Here is a 1956-nt window from a genome sequence, read left to right as displayed (position 1 = left end):
ACCACCCAGGTCACGCTGTTCAACCGCACTCCTGGCACCTCCGCAATCTGGGCTCGATGCCCATCTGGAACGAGCGAGAGACATCAAAACTCGGCGCTGTGGATCGCCCGGCAGCCAGCAAGATGACTCCCGAAGTCAGCGCGAAACGGCCGCGAAGAAGCGGGCACAGCCACCACGCCCACCCTGTTCGAATCTTGAGCTGGGCAAACGCACGGCTAAAGATTGCAAACAGGCACTCAGGTCCCCATCCACGTGCCGATCAACGTATGCGGCAACACCGTCAACGTGGTCGGTCTCCTGAACCCGGCGTTCGGCAACGTCTGCCAGAACATCAGCAGCGATGACGACGACCACAGCGACAACAAGGGCGACTGGGCCGGCCACGACAGCTACAACCGCTGACCACCGTCCCACCACCATCACCCGGGCCGCCGGAACCGGACTCCAGCCCGCACGGAAACAGGGGCAAACGCCCCTGATCCCGTGACGCGTCCCCCGGCGGCCCGGGGCTCGGGAGTGTCTAAGAGCTCGCGCAGATAGGCGGAGTAGAGCGCCCCGATGGCAGAACAGGCACAGGACTTCGCGATCATGGAGTTGCGACGCTCTGTGACCATCGGGGAGACCTGTGCCTGCACTGCCATCATGGCTGACAGACCCACTCTGGGACCAATTCTCTGCGCTCCTGCCGAAGCGGCCGCTTTACGATCCGGACCACCCGCTGGGCTGCCACGGCCCTCGGATCAGCGACCGGATCGTGTTCGACAAGCTGCTCCAACTCCTGCGGTTCGGTTGCTCCTACGAAGGCATAGCCGACACGACCTGCTCGGCCACCACAATCCGCAACCGCCGCAACGAGTGGATCCGACTCGGTGTCTTCGCCCGCCTCAAGCACATCGTCCTGGAGGCATACGACCGGATCGTGGGCCTCGTGCTGGACCAGATCGCTATCGACGGATCGATCACTAAGGCACCCGGCGGCGGCCAGGCAGCCGGGCGCTCCCCGGTCGATCGAGGCAAACAGGGCCTGAAACGATCCGGTATGACGGATGGTTACGGAATTCCGCTGGGTCGCGTCCTGGCCGGAGCGAACTGCCACGACTCCCCGCTGCTCGCCCCGACGCTCGACCTCTTGGACGACCTGGGCCCGCTGCCCGATGACATCACGGTGCATCTGGACGCCGGCTACGACTCAGCTACGACGCGCACCTCCCTCGCCGAACGCGGCCTGCACGGCCAGATCGCCTGCAAGGGTGTAAAAGCACCCATCCAGGCAAGTCAGCGCTGGCATGTCGAGCGCACGCGCGCCTGGCAGAACGCCTTCCACCGGCTCGCCCGCTGCTACGAACGTCGGACCATCGTGATCGACGCCTTCTTCGACCTCGCAGACGCGATCATCACCATCCGCAGCCTGATCCGCCGGGCCTGGACTACCCATCGCTGGGACGACCGCCCGTGGCGCCGCCCATGAACCCCGCCTGTCTGCGCGGCCTCCTACGCGGAGACTGCTCCTGGCGACCGGCAACCCGGATCAGGCAATCCTAAAATGACGACGGGCGACGTCTTGCCCCTGTGGTTCAGGCGACACGGGTGTCGTGGGTCTCGCGGTTGGCGAGCACATCGTCCATGTGCTCTTCGGCCCAGGTCTTGAGGCCGCGCATCATTTCGTGCAGCGACAGGCCGAGATCCGTCAGCTCGTAGGCGACCGTGACCGGCACGGTCGGCGTCGCGGTGCGGGTGATCAAACCGTCGCGCTCCAGGGAGCGCAGCGTCTGGGTGAGCATCTTCTGGCTGACGCCGACCAGCAGGCGCAGCAGCTGCGAGTAGCGCATCGACCGGGGCTCGCCGGAGCAGTCGGCGCCTGGCTGATGCGAGCCGCCGCCGCTGCCGAGCGCGGCCAGGATCAGCGTGACCCACTTGTCGGAGAGCCGGTCGAGCAGCTTGCGGCTGGGGCAGACC

Annotated in this window: 2 protein-coding genes and 1 pseudogene; 2 read left to right on the top strand and 1 reads right to left on the bottom strand. The window is 66.0% G+C overall.

Annotation, left to right across the window (positions count from 1 at the left end; genetic code table 11):
- Window positions 1-237: 237 nt before the first annotated feature.
- Both O3W51_RS47830 and O3W51_RS47825 read left to right on the top strand, forming a co-directional pair.
- A pseudogene (locus O3W51_RS47830) lies at window positions 238-402 on the top strand (chaplin); the annotation flags it as partial.
- Between the two features lie 223 nt (window positions 403-625).
- The gene (locus tag O3W51_RS47825; RefSeq protein ID WP_269290356.1) at window positions 626-1468 is read left to right on the top strand and encodes an IS5 family transposase; all 843 of its coding nucleotides are present in this window, start codon (window positions 626-628) and stop codon (window positions 1466-1468) included.
- 106 nt (window positions 1469-1574) lie between these two features.
- Here the strand turns inward: O3W51_RS47825 and O3W51_RS47820 are convergent.
- The coding region (locus O3W51_RS47820) for a winged helix-turn-helix transcriptional regulator (RefSeq protein WP_269290354.1) at window positions 1575-1956 on the bottom strand (382 nt) is incomplete at its 5' end.

Source organism: Streptomyces sp. H39-C1 (genome assembly GCF_027158125.1).
GTDB lineage: Bacteria > Actinomycetota > Actinomycetes > Streptomycetales > Streptomycetaceae > Actinacidiphila > Actinacidiphila fildesensis.
The sequence above is the reverse complement of the archived record's forward strand: the minus strand, read 5'-3'. Positions and strand labels throughout refer to the sequence as shown.